Origin of the sequence: Pectinatus cerevisiiphilus, from assembly GCF_004341685.1 — a bacterium.
Classification (GTDB): Bacteria; Bacillota; Negativicutes; order Selenomonadales; family Selenomonadaceae; genus Pectinatus; species Pectinatus cerevisiiphilus.
On sequence record NZ_SMAA01000007.1, the window covers coordinates 47,889 to 66,617 of the forward strand.

General features: G+C 39.6%; 19 protein-coding genes, 1 pseudogene and 1 other annotated feature. Of the genes and pseudogenes, 5 read left to right on the plus strand and 15 right to left on the minus strand.

From position 1 onward, the window contains the following. Window positions 1-9: 9 nt before the first annotated feature. The 8 genes from EDC37_RS06050 to thrS all read right to left on the minus strand — a co-directional run bounded on the left by EDC37_RS06050 (window position 10) and on the right by thrS (window position 6,208). Window positions 10-885 (minus strand): polyprenyl synthetase family protein, encoded by an 876-nt coding sequence (locus EDC37_RS06050; protein WP_132548998.1) that lies wholly within the window; start codon window positions 883-885, stop codon window positions 10-12. Then, window positions 878-1,132 carry an exodeoxyribonuclease VII small subunit gene (xseB, locus tag EDC37_RS06055; protein WP_132549000.1) on the minus strand — a complete coding sequence of 85 codons (255 nt, stop codon included), beginning with the start codon at window positions 1,130-1,132 and terminating at the stop codon, window positions 878-880. Before xseB ends, EDC37_RS06050 begins: the two co-directional genes overlap by 8 nt. Before the next feature lie 2 nt (window positions 1,133-1,134). Then, window positions 1,135-2,337: an exodeoxyribonuclease VII large subunit gene (gene xseA / locus EDC37_RS06060; protein WP_132549002.1), complete on the minus strand. Its 1,203-nt coding sequence runs from the start codon at window positions 2,335-2,337 to the stop codon at window positions 1,135-1,137. A 45-nt stretch (window positions 2,338-2,382) separates the two neighbouring features. After that, window positions 2,383-2,787 (minus strand): transcription antitermination factor NusB, encoded by a 405-nt coding sequence (gene nusB / locus EDC37_RS06065; protein ID WP_132549004.1) that lies wholly within the window; start codon window positions 2,785-2,787, stop codon window positions 2,383-2,385. Window positions 2,788-2,805: 18 nt separating this feature from the next. After that, window positions 2,806-3,066 carry a DUF2273 domain-containing protein gene (locus EDC37_RS06070; protein ID WP_132549006.1) on the minus strand — a complete coding sequence of 87 codons (261 nt, stop codon included), beginning with the start codon at window positions 3,064-3,066 and terminating at the stop codon, window positions 2,806-2,808. A gap of 20 nt (window positions 3,067-3,086) precedes the next feature. After that, window positions 3,087-3,656, minus strand: coding sequence for an alkaline shock response membrane anchor protein AmaP (gene amaP, locus EDC37_RS06075; protein WP_132549008.1), 570 nt, complete (start codon window positions 3,654-3,656; stop codon window positions 3,087-3,089). 15 nt (window positions 3,657-3,671) lie between these two features. After that, on the minus strand, window positions 3,672-4,079 hold the full coding sequence (locus EDC37_RS06080; RefSeq protein ID WP_132549010.1) for an Asp23/Gls24 family envelope stress response protein: 408 nt from the start codon (window positions 4,077-4,079) through the stop codon (window positions 3,672-3,674). A 218-nt stretch (window positions 4,080-4,297) separates the two neighbouring features. Continuing rightward, window positions 4,298-6,208 carry a threonine--tRNA ligase gene (gene thrS / locus EDC37_RS06085; protein ID WP_132549012.1) on the minus strand — a complete coding sequence of 637 codons (1,911 nt, stop codon included), beginning with the start codon at window positions 6,206-6,208 and terminating at the stop codon, window positions 4,298-4,300. Between the two features lie 109 nt (window positions 6,209-6,317). Next, window positions 6,318-6,537, minus strand: a binding site (T-box leader). Between the two features lie 173 nt (window positions 6,538-6,710). Between thrS and miaB the strand changes: the two genes are divergently transcribed. From miaB to EDC37_RS06105, 4 genes and pseudogenes are all read left to right on the plus strand, one after another. After that, window positions 6,711-8,033 carry a tRNA (N6-isopentenyl adenosine(37)-C2)-methylthiotransferase MiaB gene (miaB, locus tag EDC37_RS06090; RefSeq protein ID WP_132549014.1) on the plus strand — a complete coding sequence of 441 codons (1,323 nt, stop codon included), beginning with the start codon at window positions 6,711-6,713 and terminating at the stop codon, window positions 8,031-8,033. After that, the gene (gene mutS, locus EDC37_RS06095; protein WP_231040092.1) at window positions 8,026-10,650 is read left to right on the plus strand and encodes a DNA mismatch repair protein MutS; all 2,625 of its coding nucleotides are present in this window, start codon (window positions 8,026-8,028) and stop codon (window positions 10,648-10,650) included. The genes miaB and mutS overlap by 8 nt, the downstream gene beginning before the upstream one ends. After that, window positions 10,647-12,526, plus strand: a pseudogene (mutL, locus tag EDC37_RS06100) (DNA mismatch repair endonuclease MutL). Before mutS ends, mutL begins: the two are co-directional and overlap by 4 nt. Before the next feature lie 50 nt (window positions 12,527-12,576). Then, on the plus strand, window positions 12,577-13,356 hold the full coding sequence (locus EDC37_RS06105) for a class I SAM-dependent methyltransferase (protein ID WP_165874470.1): 780 nt from the start codon (window positions 12,577-12,579) through the stop codon (window positions 13,354-13,356). Window positions 13,357-13,463: 107 nt separating this feature from the next. Here the strand turns inward: EDC37_RS06105 and EDC37_RS06110 are convergent, their stop codons facing one another. The 5 genes from EDC37_RS06110 to EDC37_RS06130 all read right to left on the minus strand — a co-directional run bounded on the left by EDC37_RS06110 (window position 13,464) and on the right by EDC37_RS06130 (window position 16,751). Beyond that, on the minus strand, window positions 13,464-13,715 hold the full coding sequence (locus EDC37_RS06110) for a pro-sigmaK processing inhibitor BofA family protein (protein WP_196589911.1): 252 nt from the start codon (window positions 13,713-13,715) through the stop codon (window positions 13,464-13,466). A gap of 27 nt (window positions 13,716-13,742) precedes the next feature. After that, window positions 13,743-14,339, minus strand: a complete 597-nt coding sequence (gene recR, locus EDC37_RS06115; protein ID WP_132549020.1) for a recombination mediator RecR — start codon at window positions 14,337-14,339, stop codon at window positions 13,743-13,745. Then, entirely contained in the window at window positions 14,339-14,671 is a 333-nt protein-coding gene (locus EDC37_RS06120) for a YbaB/EbfC family nucleoid-associated protein (RefSeq protein WP_132549022.1), read from the minus strand. Before EDC37_RS06120 ends, recR begins: the two co-directional genes overlap by 1 nt. A 187-nt stretch (window positions 14,672-14,858) precedes the next feature. Beyond that, window positions 14,859-15,455, minus strand: coding sequence for a peptidoglycan recognition protein family protein (locus EDC37_RS06125; protein ID WP_231040091.1), 597 nt, complete (start codon window positions 15,453-15,455; stop codon window positions 14,859-14,861). A gap of 405 nt (window positions 15,456-15,860) precedes the next feature. Then, window positions 15,861-16,751: a fructose bisphosphate aldolase gene (locus EDC37_RS06130; RefSeq protein ID WP_132549024.1), complete on the minus strand. Its 891-nt coding sequence runs from the start codon at window positions 16,749-16,751 to the stop codon at window positions 15,861-15,863. A 257-nt stretch (window positions 16,752-17,008) separates the two neighbouring features. Between EDC37_RS06130 and EDC37_RS06135 the strand changes: the two genes are divergently transcribed. Continuing rightward, window positions 17,009-17,371: a cupin domain-containing protein gene (locus EDC37_RS06135; protein ID WP_132549026.1), complete on the plus strand. Its 363-nt coding sequence runs from the start codon at window positions 17,009-17,011 to the stop codon at window positions 17,369-17,371. 67 nt (window positions 17,372-17,438) lie between these two features. On the opposite strand, the gene EDC37_RS06140 is transcribed toward EDC37_RS06135, so the two are convergent. Both EDC37_RS06140 and EDC37_RS06145 read right to left on the minus strand, forming a co-directional pair. Further along, window positions 17,439-18,023, minus strand: coding sequence for a TlpA family protein disulfide reductase (locus tag EDC37_RS06140; RefSeq protein WP_132549028.1), 585 nt, complete (start codon window positions 18,021-18,023; stop codon window positions 17,439-17,441). Window positions 18,024-18,035: 12 nt separating this feature from the next. Beyond that, the gene (locus EDC37_RS06145) at window positions 18,036-18,701 is read right to left on the minus strand and encodes a cytochrome c biogenesis CcdA family protein (protein WP_132549030.1); all 666 of its coding nucleotides are present in this window, start codon (window positions 18,699-18,701) and stop codon (window positions 18,036-18,038) included. Window positions 18,702-18,729 lie beyond the last annotated feature (28 nt).

The following is an 18,729-nucleotide window of genomic DNA, read 5'->3' on the forward strand; positions in this document are numbered from 1 at the left end:
CACTTCCTTTTAATTTTGCCTAGCCAATAATTTTTTTACCAACACACTAAGGAATTCAGCTTTAGCACCAAATGGTGCCAGTGCTGAAACAGCATTGGCAATTGACTGTTCTGCCAGATGCTTTGCCTCATCAAGCGAAAGCAATGACACATATGTAGACTTATGATTTTTTTCATCACTGCCAACGGGTTTACCAATTTTTTTATCATCACCAATTACATCTAATATATCATCTGTAATTTGAAAAGCCAGACCAAATTCCCTGGCATAGTCAGTAAGTGCTGCCAGTTCTGAAGATGTAGCTCCGGCTAAAATACCACCAGCCCTTACCGAAGCACAAAATAATGCTCCAGTTTTAGCAGAATGTAATTGCCGAAGTTCAGACAGTGTTATCTGTTTATTTTCTGCCAACAGATCGAGTGCCTGACCGCCCACCATACCTTCCGGTCCGGCGGCATGGCTTATTTCCCAAAGCACGCGCAGCAAAACAGCAGGATCTATACCTGCTTCAGAAGAAATCACTTCAAAAGCCATGGTGAGTAAAGCATCCCCTGCCAAGATAGCCATGGCATCACCATACACTTTATGATTTGTCAATTTACCACGGCGATAATCATCATTATCCATAGCAGGTAAATCATCATGAATGAGTGAATATGTATGAATCATTTCAAGCGCACAGGCAATACGCACATATTTGTCGCCATCAGCCCCCACAGTATCAGCAGCAGCCATCAACATAACAGGTCTGAGCCTTTTGCCACCGGCAGTGAGACTATAATTCATAGCCTGTGCTAAAATCATATTCAATGCAGTATCTTTTGAATATAACTCCAGTAAAGTTTTATTTATTAAATCCACTTTATGTTTCATATATTCATTCATTGTTTGTTTCCTTCACGTTCATATTGATATCAACGGGGACTTGCTCTCCTGCCCCATTTACTGCCAAAAGTTCACATACTGTTTTATCAGCATTATCTAATTCTTCACGGCAAAACTTAATAAGCTGCGTACTTTCCTTATATTTTTTCAATATATCATCGAGCGGTAAACTGCCTTTTTCCAATTCATCTACTAAGCCTTCTAATTCACCTACAGCATCCTCAAAGCTTCTTTTCTTTCTTGGCATACTTACATATCCTTTGCTATATCCTCGACAGAAACCAAAACTTGCCCATCTGTCAAAATAATTTTTAATTTATCACTGCGTTTTAAATCAGCTGTGCTTTTAACTACCTGCTTTCCTTTATAAACCATAGAATAACCTCTTTGTAATGCTGCCTGGGGATTCAACAAAGAAATCTTACCTGCTAAAATGGAAAGCATATTTTTTTTGGCATCAAGCTTTTTTTGCAACGCATTATCCAATTGTGTCAAAAACAAATCAAGCTGCTGGTATTTAGCACCAAAAAGATAATATGTATTTTTAAATACAATACTGTTCATACATTTATGCAGCTGTTCACGGCGGATATTTATATTCTCCCGTACCACATCTGTCGCATGATTTTCCAATAAAGCTAACCTGCGTAACCATTCTTCCCGCGAAGGAACACAAAGCTCTGCTGCATGGGAAGGTGTAGCTGCCCTGACATCACTGACAAAATCTGTCAGTGTATAATCGGTTTCATGCCCAACCGCAGAAACAACCGGTATATTAGAAGCATATACGGCCCGCACTACGTTTTCTTCATTAAAAGGCCATAAATCTTCCATGGAACCACCACCGCGGCCAATTATAATAACATCACATAAATTCCGGTGCGCATTAAAATAATGCAGTGCTTCTACCAGCTGCCCTGCTGCATCCTTTCCCTGCACAGAAACAGGAAAAAGCAATAACCGCACAGACGGGTCACGATTTGAAGCTACCTTAAATATATCATGCACTACAGCACCCGTTTTAGAAGTAATAATACCCACGCATTTAGGACGCATTGGTAAGGCCTTCTTATTTTCTTCTGCAAATAAGCCTTCTTCTGCCAATTGTTTTTTTAATTGTTCATAGCGTAAGCTTAAAGCACCTGCCCCTTCTGGTACCAGCTGCTCTACATATAATTGATACACTCCGTCCCGCTCATAAACGTTAATATTACCACACGCCAACACAAGCATCCCATTTTCCGGCCTGAAACGTAATTTTTGTGCGAAACGGCGAAATATAACAGCCTTTATAGCAGAGGTTTCATCCTTTAACGTAAAGTAACAGTGCCCAGAGGAATGAAATTTAAAATTTGATATTTCACCGCGCACTATTATTCTTTTTAAAAGAGCATCAGATGACATCAATTCACTGATATACGCATTTATTTGATTTACACTATAAATAGCCATAAATATCCTTTTTAAGCAAAAAGCCGGGCGTTTGCCCGGCTTTGATCATTTTTTAACAATAGAACCTAACACACCGTTAATAAACCGGCTGGAATTATCTGTTCCAAATTGTTTGGCCAGCTCAACAGCCTCATTTATTATTATTTTAGGAGTCAGGTCATCACTGCCAAATTCAAGCTCATAAACGGCAATACGTAAAATATTTCTATCTACTGCAGGCATCCTATTAATATGCCAGTCACCTGAAACCGAGCTGATCTTTTTATCGATATATGCTTTATTATCTATTGCTCCGTTCACTAAAATACGCATATAACGAGAATCTGCATCCTTTAAAACTTTTGTAATACTCAAAACTGCATTAATAGCATTTTCCCTGTCAAGAATATTATTTAAATCAAGCTGAAACAGAGTTTGCAAAGCTGCACATCGAGCCTGCCTACGACTCATAAATGAAAAATTCTCCTTTTATCGACGAAATATCGGCGGAATAAACTTTTGTATATAGTCAAGTACATTTTCCGCAGTTTCCAATAAATCGTCATCCCTATCTATTTTATTGCCAATAAACAATCCCACACCGACACAAAGCAAAACAAAAATAGTTTTGAAAAAACCAAAAAGCAAAATGGATAAACTTATCACTAATCCCAAAACAACGCCCAAGCTCTTGCCGCGATGGTTTTCCCAAAGAGATTCTATACACTTTTTCCAAGAAAAGTTTTCCATAATTTACTCCAAACCCAATATCAAACTACACGTTTCTTTTTACTGCCAGTATTGGATATATTATCCACAGTTATGTCCATTGTTACATTCTCCAACCCCATATAAAGGGCGAGCTGTTCCTTAATATTTTTCTGTATTTCATTGGCTATGTCCACTGCACTATATTCTTGTCCAAGCATCAAACGTATTCTTAAATTGGTAAACGGATCATCGTAATCACTTTTCTTTAAGAATCTGACTTTTACTTTAACATCACGTACACCAGCTATATTGAAACAAAGCTTTGTACAAAAATCTGTTATGGCAGCCTTTGAAATCTTTACATCTCCCTGTGCTCCATGGACAATAACGCCCTCGGTGCCCAAATCTTTATCGCCCTTTGAGCCAAAACAATTTCCCATAAGCTCAATGCTGACTAAAAAGACTACAACAGCAATACCAACAGTCTCTGCACGTCCAAACACATAAAGCATGTTATTCCACAGATCGTCAGCAGGTACTACACCAGTACACAGGACAATAACGCCCAAAGATAACAGAGCAATGCATAATGTATAAAAAAATAACAAGAACCTACTAATAATCCCCATTAGAAAGCCTCTTTCTCAGCGGACACGAACGACTTCTTCCTTTTCTTCCTGTGCTTCAGGAGGCAGACCCACTCCCTGCACGTGAATGTTAACTTCTACAACATGTAAACCGGTCATTGTTTCAACAGCCTTTTTAACATTTTCCTGTACGAGTAAAGCAAGATCTGGAATACGAACGCCGTATTTTACAATAAGGTATAAATCAACAGCAGCTTCCTGTTCCCCTACTTCGACTTTAACACCCTTGGAAAAGTTCTTTCTGCCGAGCATTTCAGCTATGCCACCGACCAAACCACCGCTCATGCCATCGACACCTTCAATTTCGGTTGCAGCTAATCCGGCAATAATACTGACGACTTCGTCAGCTATGCGGATAACACCCAGTCCACTCTTCTTATCTTTTTTATCAGCAATAGTATCCATTTTATCATCTCTCCTTTTACATTTAATGTACGTTACTTTTTACTAATTATAACAAAAGCTGTATGATTATACAACTTTATTCTAAGTAATTTAGCATTCCCCATATATTTATACATCCGCAATTTGAAAACCGGTACAGTTATCTATAGCTGTACCGGTTCATAAGCGGACGCAAATATATAATATTTCTAGCCGTCCATATTTATGGATAAATCTATTTAAGCCTTTTCTTTTATTTGTTTTTGCAGCATTTTTATAAATTCATCAGCCTGCATTGTCTTCGTCGATTGTTCGCCATGTTTTCTTACGGATACGTTATTGTCTGCCAATTCTTTATCCCCGACAAGCAAAATATACGGGATCTTTTTAACTTGGCTTTCACGCATTCTATAGCCAACTTTTTCATTGCGGTTATCAACTTCCACCCGAAGGCCAAGATCAAACATTTTTTTCTTCAAGGCATATGCATAATCAGCGTGTTTTTCCGTGATTGGCAGTATTTTTACCTGTATAGGTGCAAGCCATACCGGAAAAGCACCTGCATAATGTTCAATCAATATACCTATAAAGCGTTCAATACTTCCGTATACAACGCGATGTACCATAACAGGACGATGTTTTTGCCCATCTTCGCCCGTATAGGTCATTTCAAATTTTTCTGGCATGAGCATATCAAGCTGGATCGTTCCGCACTGCCACGTACGTCCTAAGGAATCGGTCAAATGGAAATCAATTTTCGGACCATAAAATGCACCATCACCTTCATTGACAGCATAATCCAAGCCTCTATGTTCAAGTGCGCTTTTTAAGGCAGCCGTTGACTTTTCCCATACTTCATCCGTTCCCATAGAATTCTTCGGTCTCGTGCTCAATTCTGCATGATAAGACAGTCCAAAGGTGCTGTATACTTCATCGAATAAATCAATTATATGCTGTATTTCTTCTTCAATCTGGGACGGGAGCATAAATATATGCGCATCATCCTGCGTGAAATTGCGCACACGCATCAATCCATGCAAAGCGCCTGATAATTCATGTCTGTGAACCAAGCCAAGTTCCGCCGTTCTAAGCGGCAGTTCGCGATAACTATGCGGCTGCGTCTTATAGATAAGTATGCCGCCCGGGCAGTTCATCGGTTTTATCGCATAATCTTCGCCATCAATTTTAGTAAAATACATATTTTCTTTATAATGTTCCCAATGCCCCGATTGTTCCCACAAGCGACGGTTTAAAATAATTGGTGTCTGGATTTCCTGGTACCCGTAACGGCGATGGACAGCACGCCAATAACTGATGAGTTCATTTCTTATAATCATGCCGTTTGGATGAAAGAAAGGAAAGCCTGGGCCTTCTTCATGTAAGCTGAACAAATCAAGTTCTCTGCCCAATTTACGATGATCACGTTTTGCCGCTTCTTCAAGCATATGAAGGTACGCGTCAAGATCTGCCTTTTTTTCAAACGCCGTACCATAAATACGTTGCAGCATTTTATTTTTCGCATCACCGCGCCAATAAGCTCCCGTAATGTTTTGCAGCTTGATGGCTTTTATTTTTCCGGTGGAAACAAGATGCGGCCCAGCACAAAGATCGGTGAATTCACCTTGTGTATATAAGGTAATAAGAGCATCTTCAGGCAAGTCCTTAATAAGCATGACCTTATATATTTCGCCTTTTTCTTCAAACATTTTTATGGCGTCTGCCCTTTGTACTTCACTTCTTACAATAGGAAGGTTTTCCTTGACTATTTTTTCCATTTCTTTTTGGATTTTATCTAAGTCAGCCTGACCCAGCTGTTTTTTCATATCGATATCATAATAAAAACCGTTTTCAATAGCAGGTCCAATGGCCAATTGCACGTTCTTTTCTCCATAAATACGCTTTATGGCCTGTGCAAGTACATGAGAGGCACTGTGTCTTAAAGCCCAGCGTCCATCCGCATCATCAAATGTCATAAATTCTACTGCACAATCCTTCGTCAACGGTGTCATTAAATCTGAATTGACCCCATCTATTTTAGCTGACAAAGCTTTTTTTGCCAGACTGTTGCTGAATGATTTTAAGAAAGCCAAAGCAGTCGTACCATTTTCAACTTCACGGATACTGCCGTCTTTCAATGTAATTTTTACCATTATATTACCCCCTGTTTATTTACTGACATGTTCGCAATAAGAATCAATTCTAATAGGTATTCATCCATTAGAAAAATAGAAAACCCCGCCTCCATATGAATAATATTCATGCAGAGACGAGGTTGTAATTACTCGCGGTTCCACTCTGCTTGCCGCCTAATATCGGCAGCCAGCTCATGCATCCTCTAACGGTGATGGACCGATGCAGCATACTAAATTTCCGCTGCATAGCTTGAAAGTGGTAATCGTGCAGAACATTTTAAAACGCTCACAGCAAATGCGTCTCTCTCTGAAAAATATCATTGCCCGATCTTATCTTTCGCATATCTGATTACTGTATTATTTGATTGTTGATTATAGCACCTGTACATAGTGCTGTCAATTAAAATGTACATATTCTCCACGAATGTATTATTTTTTATCATTGCGCTTCATATCCTATCTAGTTTATAATAATATATTACGTAGAAATAAAATACAAGATCTGTAGAGGTAACTATTAATGGCACATAGCAAATATACAATTTTAACTTACGGCTGCCAAATGAATGAAAGTGACTCGCAGCGCATGGGCGCCCAGCTTGAAGCACTTGGTTCTGAAAAGACCAACGTTCTGGACGAAGCCGATATAATTTTACTCAACACCTGCTGCGTCAGAGAAAGCGCAGAGAACAAAATATACGGTAAAATTGGTGAAATTAAACATTTAAAACAACGCAACCACGAACTCATTTTCGGTATAGTGGGCTGCATGGCACAAAAAGAAGGCGATGCTCTATTCAAAAGAGCACCCCATATAGATTTCGTACTGGGCACGAACAACATTCATGAGCTCAATAATATTATAACTGATATAAGGCTTTCCCACCATCATATGACTAAACTGGCACCTGCTGATGGAGGGACACCGGAGGAAGTCGCACCGCCCACAGGCAATTCGCTGTCTGTATGGGTTCCCATCATGTACGGGTGCAACAACTTCTGCACTTACTGCATCGTCCCTTATGTACGTGGCAGAGAACACAGCCGGCCAATGCAGGCAATTCTGGATGAAGTAGAAAAGTACAGCCAAGACGGTGTAAAAGAAATTACCCTGCTCGGCCAAAATGTCAATTCATATGGCAAAGATTCAGCAGATGGTGATTTTGCCGATCTCTTATATAATTTGGACAAAATAACCGGCCTAGAACGAATCCGTTATATGACTTCCCATCCTCGCGATTTAAATGATAAAGTAATTGAAACCATAAAAAACAGTAAACATATCTGCACCCATTTCCATTTGCCCGTCCAATATGGCAGTAACCGCATTCTAAAAGCTATGAATCGTGGTTACACGGTAGAATCTTATCAACAGCTTGTCCAAAAAATACGCGCTGCCATTCCTGATTGCAGTCTTACCACTGACCTTATCGTTGGTTTCCCGGGCGAAACAGATGATGATTTCCAACAGATGCTTTCTTTCCTAAAGCAAATGCGTTATGACGCCGCGTATACATTCCTGTATTCCAAAAGATCGGGAACACCTGCCGCTTCTATGGAAAACCAAGTGGACGATATAGTAAAGAAAAAACGTTTAGCAAAATTAATGGCAGTCCAAAATGAAATCAGCTTACAGATAAACGAAACATTTATCAATAAAACAGTCCAAGTTATGGTTGAAGGTCCAAGCAGGACGGATGCTTCCGTCTATACAGGGCGTACTTCCACCAATAAATTAATACTCTGGCAAAAATGCGGAACGGAAAAAGCCGGAGATATATTAAATGTAAAAATCACACATCCCCAGACATGGATATTAAAAGGTGAGGCACAGTATGCTTAAAAAAGACAATGGAGGAAATTGTCCAAAGGAAAATTCACAGGAAATCACTCCCATGATGCAGCAGTATTACAAAATGAAAGAACAATCTGGTGAAGCCATCTTGTTTTTTCGGTTGGGTGATTTTTATGAGATGTTTGATGAAGATGCGCAGACTGCTTCCAAAGAACTCGAACTTACCCTTACCTCCAGAAGCAAATCCCCAATGTGCGGTATCCCCTATCATGCGGCAGAAGGTTATATAAACAAATTAATTAATAAAGGCTACAAAGTCGCTATTTGTGAACAAATTGGTGACCCCAAAGCTAAAGGTCTCACCAAAAGAGAAATTATAAAAATTGTTACGCCTGGCACAGTCATGAATGAATCTGCCCTTCCCGGCCTACAGAATAATTACATTGCCCTCATTCACGAAAACGGCAATAAGCTTATCTTAGCCGGTGCAGACATATCTACAGGGGAATGTTTTTATAGCGTCTATGAAGGTTCTGGCCGCTGCCAAGTCTTATGCGATGAACTATACCGCTTGATGATGGCTGAGCTATTAATCATTGAAGGGATTTCCTGCAAAGAAAAAATCTGCGAGTTTTTAAGCCTGCATATTCCCAAATGTGTAATTACCAAGATCAAAGAAATCTCACCTGCCGTGGATGACCGTATTACTGAGCATTTTGATGCTGACAATCGGCCTGCCAGAGCAGAAGCTTCCGCGGCCATTGCCACACTGCTTGATTATCTCCATCTGACCGCGAAAACAGATTTAAGCCATTTAAATCACCTGACCTATCTTGATGCGTCTACCAATTTGGTTATTGATGCCTATACCCTGCGTAATCTTGAAATAACACATAACTTGCATGATGGTGGAAAAAAAGGCACTTTATTCTCGGTACTTGATTTTACCGGTACAGCTATGGGGAGCCGTAAACTTTCCAAATGGCTGGAATATCCTTTACTGGATAGATATAAAATTGAACAGCGCCTTGATGCAGTGGAAGAAATGGTCAACGATTTTTCCCGTAGAGAGCAGCTGTCCACCCAGTTAAAAAGCATCTATGATTTTGAACGGCTATTGACACGGGTAGAGATTGGTTCGGCAAACGCCAGAGACATGCTTGCTTTAAAGAAATCTCTCTATGCGCTGCCCCAACTAAAAAGTTCACTACATGGCAGTAAAGCTGCCCTTTTGCAAGAAATTGACAAAAATATACAGACCTATGAAGACTTAGCTGCCCTACTCGAAAAATCCATCGCTGATAATCCCGGCTTTCTTTTACGTGACGGCGGAATAATCAAGGATGGCTTTGATGAGGAACTGGATGAATACCGCCATCTGGCTTCAGACAGTCAGTCACTGCTGCAACATATGGAAGATGAAGAAAGACAAAAGACTGGCATAAAATCCTTGAAAATAAGTTATAACAAGGTTTTTGGCTATTATATAGAAATACGCAAAAGTAATTTAGAACAAGTTCCTGATAATTACATCCGCAAACAAACCCTAGTAAATACAGAACGGTATATTACCCCGACATTAAAAGAATTTGAAACTAAAATCCTTGGTGCCCAAGAAAAGATTCTACAAATAGAATATCGCCTCTTTACTGAAGTCCGTGAAGAAGTAAAAAAACACGTAGCGAGTATCCAAGTAACAGCCCACAACATTGCCTGTCTTGATGTCATAACAGCCTTTGCTGAAACTGCCTCTGCTTATAATTACATCCGGCCGGCTATAAATGGCAATGGCAGTATTGTCATAAAGGATGGCCGTCATCCGCTTATAGAAAGAATACTGACACGAGAAATTTTTGTTCCCAATGACACAATCCTAGATAACGGCGAAAATGAAATCTTAATCATCACTGGACCAAATATGGCTGGGAAATCCACCTATATGCGGCAAACTGCCCTTCTGACTTTAATGGCTCAAGCGGGAAGCTTCATCCCTGCACGCGAAGCGATAATTTCTCCTGTTGACAGAATCTTTACCCGGATAGGTGCCAGTGATGATCTGGCAAGCGGGCAGAGCACCTTTATGGTGGAGATGAATGAAGTAGCCCATATTTTAAAATACGCCACTAAAAACAGTTTAATTATTCTCGATGAAATAGGCAGAGGTACAAGTACTTTTGACGGAATGAGCATCGCCCGTGCAGTGATTGAATACATCCGCGATAAAGTGGCTGCAAAAACACTTTTTGCCACACATTATCATGAACTGACTGACCTTGAAGATGATAAGCACGTCAAAAATTATTGTGTGGCAGTCAGGGAAAAAGGCAGTAAAGTTTCCTTTTTACGACGTATAGTCAGCGGTAGTGCTGATAAATCTTATGGCATTCATGTCGCTAAATTAGCCGGTTTGCCAAAAGCTGTTACAGACAGAGCCGAAAAAATACTGGCCGATCTTGAAACCGCTGATAAAGAAAAAAACTCTTCTCCCAAAACAACTGTGCCTGCAAAAGAGACTGCACCGCAGCCGATGATGGATACCTTATTTGCCTCTACACTGAGCACAGAACTGATGAAACTTGATGTGTCTACCATGACACCTTTAGAAGCAATGAACATACTTTATAAATTACAACAGCATGCCAAAAGGGAGGCTGGAAAATTATGAGCAACATCCATGTGCTTGATGAAAATACCATAAATAAAATAGCCGCAGGCGAAGTCGTTGAACGACCTTCTTCCGTTGTCAAAGAGCTCATGGAAAATTCAATTGATGCCGGTGCCGATAAAATTGAAGTGTAAATAATGGCCGGTGGCACCAGTTTTATAAGAGTACAGGACAATGGCCGCGCAATGAGCCGTGAAGATGTACAGGTCGCCATTCTTCGCCACGCGACAAGTAAAATTACTGCCGTAGGTGATCTGGAGAAAATATCCACTTTAGGATTCCGCGGTGAAGCGCTCCCCTCAATAGCTGCCGTTTCCAGATTTTCGATCTTAACCCGCAAACCGCAGGACGAACTCGGCACCAGTGTTAAAATTACCGGTGGTAAACTTGACGATATTGGGGAAACAGGTTGCGCAATTGGTACCACTATTAAGGTTGAAGACCTTTTTTTAACACACCCGCCAGAAAGAAATTTTTAAAAACAACTCCTACTGAAACAAATAAAATAAGTGATTATGTAATCAAATTAGCCTTTTCCAATCCCCAGATAGCCGTCAAACTTATAAGTAATAACAAAATTACGGCCACTACGCCAGGAACTGGCTCACTCAAAGATGCTATTGCCGGAATATATGGCAGGACTGTTGAACACGAACTGCTGCCACTTGATTTTTGTGACAATGACGTAAAAATAACAGGTTTTATCAGTAAACCCGCTGTCATAAGAAGCAGCCGCGCTTGGCAAACCTTTATTGTCAACGGCAGAATCATTTCCAGCAGAATGATAAGCCGGGCAATAGACAACGCCTATCATTCACTGTTGCCGAAATCCGGTTATCCTCTGGCAGTCCTAAACATTGAAATTGCCAAAAACACAATTGATATAAATGTACATCCGCAAAAAATAGAAATAAAATTTGCTGATGAAAGTCGTCTTTTTAAAGCTGTTTACAAAACAATACTCGATGCTGTCCGCCCCGCTGGCAATAGCGACCACAATCTTGACTCATTTGCCGCACCAGCGGGGTTCATCAAACCGCGTTATGAAAAAACAATGCTGCAACAATCATTGCACACACCACCCGCTTATGATAATGCCGCTCCCTCAGCCAATTTTATACGTGAAAGCTACAGTAAGAGCCTATCGAATACCGGAAATACCTTTAATCCAAATGCTAATGAAGATGCCTTCAAAATAGCACGAGAAAAAGTCTATGCCTTAAAGAACACTTCTACCCTTTCCCAAAATATGCAAAATGAAGATATTTTAAATGAATTAGAACAACCCGCCCAACTCCCTGCTGCTGGCGATTTACTTCCTCTGGGGCAAATCGATTTGTGCTATATTATAGCCCAAGGAGAAGATGGTATGTATATAATAGACCAGCATGCTGCGCACGAAAGAATACTTTATGACCGTTTTGGTCTGGCAAAAGACCGTGTTGTTTCCCAGCAGCTCTTAGTACATGTTCTTTTAAATATTTCTCCCGCAGAATACAACCTGCTGGAAGCTAATAAAGCTGCTTTATACAAACTAGGATTCAATGTAGAAGCATCAGGCCCCGAACAATTCCGGCTGACAGAAATACCCGCAGATATTCCCATGGATGATGCGGAAAATACGATACGAAGCATACTTGCTTCTCTAGGCAGCCTGCATACACCTACCCCACAGGAAATAAGACATGCCTGCCTGGCTACAGCAGCCTGCAGGGCAGCCATCAAAGCAGGTGACAAGCTCACAGTGCAACAAATGAAAATCATCCTTGATGAATTATCACGAACTCGGTTGCCATATACATGCCCGCATGGCAGACCTACAATCATCAGATTTGAACACCGTGATCTGGCAAAAATGTTTAAACGAATACAATAAAATTTTGTTTTACGGAGAAATATCAGTCTGGACTGATATTAATGAGGCAAATGGATAATTTTTTTATTACCACAGGACGCAAAACAGATGGAAACTGCATAGCTAAAGCCCACTTCCTTGCCGAAAAATATCACGCACGTTTCGTTTATCGCAATAATAAATCATTACCACAAATAAAAAAAGAGCTCAATTCTACAATAGCAGTTGTCGTTAAAAAAGGAAAAATAAGCATCAATACTTCTTCTGGTGAACTGTTCTTCCACCCTAACATGGCACAGCTGCGGATAAAAAAACTTTTGAAAAACGAAAATGACAATATGCTCACCGCAATGGATCTAAAGCAGGGCATGTCTGTACTAGATTGTACATTAGGATTTGCCTCTGATGCACTCGTCAGTGCTTTCCAAAGCAAATCTCTTGTCATCGGCCTTGAGTCAAACCCCTTAATATCACTGATAACAGCAGAAGGCTTAGGTTTATTCCCTTTTTCGACAGAGGAAACTGCTAAAGCTGCGGCCAATATTCGTGTAATAAATACGGACTATGGGGAATACCTAAAAAAAATACCAGATAAAAGTATTGACATCGTTTACTTTGATCCTATGTTTCGCCATCCCTTAACCAACAGCCTTAGTTTTAATCCATTACGCACCCTTGCCAATATGTCAGCAATAACACCGGCAAGCATCCAAGCTGCCTGCCGCGTTGCCAGACATCGGGTTGTACTTAAAGAAAACAGCAAAAGCCATGAATTTCATCGTCTTGGTTTTCCTCTGATCTGTGGCGGGCGTTATAGTTCTATCCATTATGGCATTATTAAAATAAAATAACCGAAAGATGCATCGCAAAAAGCCGAACTTTATGATAAACATAATAAAGTCCGGCTTTTGTATTTTATATAATTTTTAACTTTAACTTCTAATTTTTCAGTACAGAATCATTTGATCAAATAATAGACTATTATCAGTAATACCCCTGGTATTCCTAATATACCTGCCAATAAGGCCGTAAAAAAATTAATGGCTATAGACAGCCCTAAGACAGCATTAACCAACCATAAACAGATGGCACCAATAATACTATTATAAATAAGTTTCCATAAAATGCGCATTGGTAAGGACAGTATCCGGGTTACTATACACAATATTATTATGCCTACAAAAAAAGCGATAATCAAACTAAATTCCATAATTGCTTATAGCTCCTTAATAACATATCAAATTTCCCGACGATTTTCTAAAGCCTTTGCCAAAGTAATCTCATCCGCATATTCTAAATCTCCGCCCATAGGTAATCCGTGGGCTATACGGGTGACTTTTATCCCTGCTGGTTTTACTAGCTTGGCAATATACATCGCCGTTGCTTCACCTTCTACATTAGGATTAGTAGCCATTATAAGCTCTTTCACCTTTGTAGTCTGGAGCCTTACTAAAAGCTCTTTCACCCTTATATTGTCAGGCCCTATTCCGTCAAGCGGTGATAATACGCCATGCAAAACATGATAAACACCCTTAAAATCGCGCATTCGTTCCATTGCTGCAACATCGCGCGGTTGTTCAACAACGCAAATTGTAGAATGGTCCCTATTTGCTGCCGCACAGATACTACATGGATTAACATCACTTAAATTAAAACAGGTATTGCAAAAACCTATCTTTTCTTTTGCATCAATTATAGCCTTAGCCAAAGCTTTTGCCTTTGATGGTTCCATATCCAATATGTGGTAAGCCAGCCGCGCTGCCGTTTTAGAACCAATTCCCGGCAACGCACGCAAATTCTCAATCAATTTTGCCAGAGGTTCAATGTACTGCATTAAAACATCCCTGGTGGAAGATTAAGACCGCCTGTAAGTTTTCCCATTTCTGATGCCATCATATCATCCACTTTTTTCACAGATTCATTGATTGCTGCAGAAATAAGGTCTTGAAGCATTTCCACATCCTGCGGATCAACTGCTGAAGGATCAATTGTCAGGGAAACCACTTGCTTTTCCCCATTCATAACAACCTTGATCACACCGCCACCGCTTGATACTTCTACTGTTTTCTGTTTTAAATCATCCTGCATCCTTGCCATTTGCTGCTGTAATTTCTGAACTTTTTTCATCATGCCGGCCATATTGCCGCCGCCCATAGGATTGAACATTAAATTATTCCTCCTGTGAATTTACTTGAACCCGCGGTAAATAAAAACTAATAATGCTGTTCCTATTACCACCATTAGAGCAATTACCTGCTACATATTTATTAAGTATATAATATAGCAGTCTTACTTGCAAGTCTAAGCCTTTTATCGCTATTACCACAGCGAACAGTCCGCTTTTTATATACTCCTATAATTTTGCAAAAACCGCTTGCTTAAAATCTTCTAGCTGATTGTACAAATTCTCTCCCGGACACAACGTATCATTAAGGTCACGGTGCCCAAAAATAATATTATCAGTTGCATTCAATCTATAAAGTTGGCATAGATATGCCGTCAACTGTTCACCTGAAGCCAGCTGCGCTTCAGTTGGATATGCTTCTTCAAAATTACCAACCAAATTGATACCAATAGATGTTTTATTATATCCGTAACAATGTGCACCGATCACATCGCGCGGCCTGCCGCGTTCAATAGTCCCGTCTTTTCGTATAACATAATGGTAGCCTATGCCAGCCCAACCATTAGCTAAATGCCATTGATGTATTTCAGCAGCAGATACATCTCTATTTGTCCCACCCACATGATGGATTATAATCATATCGGTTTGCTGACGATTTTCTAATGGCATAACGAAGTTCAAATATGTTTCCTTTACGGAAGGAGAAAGTAATGGACGTCCCACTGAAGCTGCTTGTGCAATTTTCATAAAAGTATTTTTAGGTGACAGCAAAACACTGCCCATAGTACCCAATGCATATAATAAAAATTTTCTACGATTTATCAATATAAACTCCCTTTGCCATAAAAGTAATCAGCATCTGCATATCATCTTATATATGTAAACGCTTGAGTTTTTAGATGTACAAAAAGCAACCATATATTTTCTGCATGGCAATTATTGATACATTAATCACAAAAATCAACTTTCCCTGTCCGCCGCCAGTACAGAATTCCCTATTTATTTCCATTCCTGTATTTTATACCAAAACATAAAAAATACATCGGCTAATATTTTAGCTGATTTAATATGTTTATAATTGTCAATATAACAAGTACTGAACAAATATCCTATGCATTTATTGATCTTATGAAACAGAAAGTCCGCCATACAACCTGACTGCAATAGTCGGCTGCATAGCGGACAAAGGACATAGTGTAGTTTAAGTTTATACACGTAAAAGACAAACAATCAGGTGATAGATGCCTTATATATATCCTTTATGCTTGCTGCCAAAACAGCATCAAAATCGGCATCACTCTGCTGTGCACTAAGCCCTTCAGCCAACGCACGCGAGAAACTGGCTATCAGGCCTTTATTACGAGCCAGTTTGTCATTTGCTTCCTTCCGGGAAAAACCGCCCGATAAGGCTACCACGCGAACAACATTTGGCTGTCCATTTATCAGATCACTATAAAAATTATCAACTACAGGAATGGATACTTTAAACATAAATTTAACATCGGCTGGTAATACAGCAAGTTCTTTAAGAATTTCAGCCTTTAATATCTTTTCTGATTCAGCACGATTTTCACTATGGATATCTACTTCAGGTTCAAGAATAGGAACAAGCCCTGCTGCAGCTATTTGTCTGCCTAGTTCAAACTGTTGTTTAACAATAGCTTTTATTCCCGTCGGACTTGTCTGCTTTATTACTGAACGCATCTTCGTACCAAAAATATTTCGTTTTGAAGCGCGTTTTAAAAGACCATCCAAATTAGGTATAGGCTTCATGAGTTGGACGCCATCATTTACAGCGGCCAAACCTTTATCGACTTTCAAAAAAGGAACGATTCCCTTTTTATTCCACAGGTAATCTGCTGTCAATTCCCCATCAATTTCTCTATCCATCGTATTTTCAAACAATATAGCTGCCAAAATATACTTAGAACTGAATGCCGGACTCTTTATGATTCTTGTACGCATTTCATGTACTTTGGCAAACATTTCATCGTCGCCATTATACTCATTTTCTTTGATCCCGTAAGCTGCTAGAGCTCTAGGCGTACTTCCTCCACTTTGGTCCAAAGCCGCAATAAATGCTTTATCATGGCTTATTCTCTGGAATTGTTTTTCATTCATCCATTTCATCTGCCTTTCAGAAACTATGACCGATCAATCATCCATACAACAAAATAATTTTTTCAATCAACAGTTTCTCAATATTTTTATTTCAAATTCCGGTTCATTGGATTTATCATAATACTTTTTTTATTCTTTTGCAAGCTATAGGAAAATGTCAGATATACACAAATATTACTGTAATAATGTAACAATTATTACGGTAATATTTACAAAATTAAATTATACTAAAGACAAATACAAGGGAGGTTAAAAAAATGCAAACCATTTTAAAAAATATCAAAGAATCAGAAGTATTAGCTTTAAAAGACCTTGTCGCCTACCAAGATGGCCAGGTAATCAGCAAAACTCTTATCCAAAACGATGCGGTAGGTATTACCTTGTTTTCCTTTTCTGCCGGTGAAGGTCTTAGTACCCATGAATCAAAAGGTGATGCTTTCGTAACCTGCCTTGACGGCAGTGGTGAAATGACAATAGACGGTGTTTCCCATAAAATAACCGCTGGTGAATCCATTGTTATGCCAGCACAGCATCCGCATGCAGTATATGCTGAAACTAACTTTAAGATGATATTGGTAGTGATCTTTCCCGAAAAAGATAAACAACCCTCTGAACGCTAAATACGGACGCTAAGGACAAAGTAAAGGCATGGAAAAGCAGATGTTTTTCCATGCCTTTACTTTATCCTTATTTTATCATTTCTATACCTTTGCGCAAAGCTGACGCATCAATTGCTCCCTGCGCACTCGTTACAATATAACCATCCCGATCAATAAAAAAAGTGGAAGGAATAGCTGCTATACCATATTTATCCATACCCTCGCGCTTAATATCAAAATAAACCGGGAAAGAAAACCCTTGCTCTTTTATATAGGCACTGCCTTTTTCCTGTGTTTCTCTCTGCCCATCCACAAGGTCAACCATCATAAAAAGGACGTCCTTACCTTCTTGCTTATATACATTATCAAATTCTGGCATTTCTTTTTTACAAGGCGGACACCAACTTGCCCAAAAATTAAGGACAATAGGTTTACCCCGCAGTGAAGACAACTTTACCTGCTTTCCCGCACTGTCTACTACTGTAAAATCCGGTGCCGGCATTTTTTTGGCAGTACCAACATCCCCCTGCCTACTCAGCGTATTGTCATCGCCAACGGCAACACTGTCCCGCATATAAGCTGTTTTTCCCAACAAATTATAGGCAAAAGATGCCACAACTATGAGCAATACAAACGAAGCAACAAAAATAACAATCCCTGTTTTTTTATTCATACCGTACCCTCTTCAAAAAGTCAAAAGTGAAAGAAAATCGCCCATATATCCTGTTGCCATTAACAGTCCAACAATAACCAGCAAACCGCCCGCTGCCATATTAACAGACCGATAGTTCCTTTTTATAAAAGAAAAAGCGTCCTTCATTTGGTCTAGCAAAACGGCACTGGCAATAAAAGGGATACCCAATCCCAGGGAATACGCGAGCAGCATCGTAATTCCCTGTACTAACGAAGCCTTTACAGATGCCGTCAATAAAGCCGAACCTAAGAAAAAACCCACACAAGGTGTCCAGCTTATTGCAAATACAATGCCTAAAAGCACTGAAGAAAAAAAGCCAAGGTTTTTAACATCAGCTTTTCTAGCATAAATTCTATTCAAAAAAGAAAAATTAAACACGCCCATGAAATTCAAACCAAAAACAATGACGACCAGTCCCGTTATAAGGTTCAATACCATTGCATATTCACGCAACAATCTGCCAAAGATGCCCATAAACGCACCCATTATGACAAAAATAAACGTAAAACCGCAGACAAAACCTATCGAATTTAAAAATGCCCTTCTTTTATTCGCCTTTCCCGCGGAAAAATACGATATGTAAATTGGCAGCATTGGCAACAGACACGGTGAAATAAATGTAATAATGCCTTCCAGAAATAATAAAATATACTGCATAATTATCTCCATACTGCCATAATAAAAC